1 protein-coding gene is annotated in these 509 nt (G+C 34.0%); it reads right to left on the bottom strand.

The features are described from left to right. Positions 1–509 (bottom strand): molybdopterin-dependent oxidoreductase (locus KJR01_RS09705; protein ID WP_214119030.1); only part of this gene is annotated, 509 nt, incomplete at both ends.

Below are 509 nucleotides of genomic sequence, written 5' to 3'. Positions count from 1 at the left end.
CTAATCTATTAGTAATTGGGTCATCTCTAAAATCTTTCATTTTTACGAAATTCTTAGCTTCTTCAGGAGCTTTAAATTCTACATAGCCTTTAGCCCAGAACTCATCAAAGGTTGGCATTGATAGGCCTGTAGCACTTGCTTTATCGCGAGCTTCATTATAAAAATATTGCACCCAACCCATCATATCGCGACCTTCTGTAAAGGCATTTAATGCGTTATCTCCAAAATGTTTTAATATACCACAACAAATATCATAGTCATTTTTCGCATTGTAAAGTGGTTGTATGGCTTGTTTAATTGCAAATATATATCTGTTAGTATTTGCTTTAGTTATATCATTTCTTTCTATTTCAGTAGTAGCCGGTAGAACTAAATCAGCATGTCTTGCACTAGCAGTCCAAAAACAATCTTGAACTATAAAGCTATCAACCTTAGCAAATGCTTTTATTTGTCTATTTCTATCTTGATGATGGTGCATTGGATTACCACCAGCCCAATAGATACATTTT

The sequence above is a fragment of the Campylobacter sp. 2018MI10 genome (genome assembly GCF_018501175.1).
In the GTDB taxonomy this organism is placed as follows: Bacteria; Campylobacterota; Campylobacteria; order Campylobacterales; family Campylobacteraceae; genus Campylobacter_E.
Note: the sequence above shows the minus strand (reverse complement) of the source record. Positions and strands in the feature narration are given on the sequence as shown.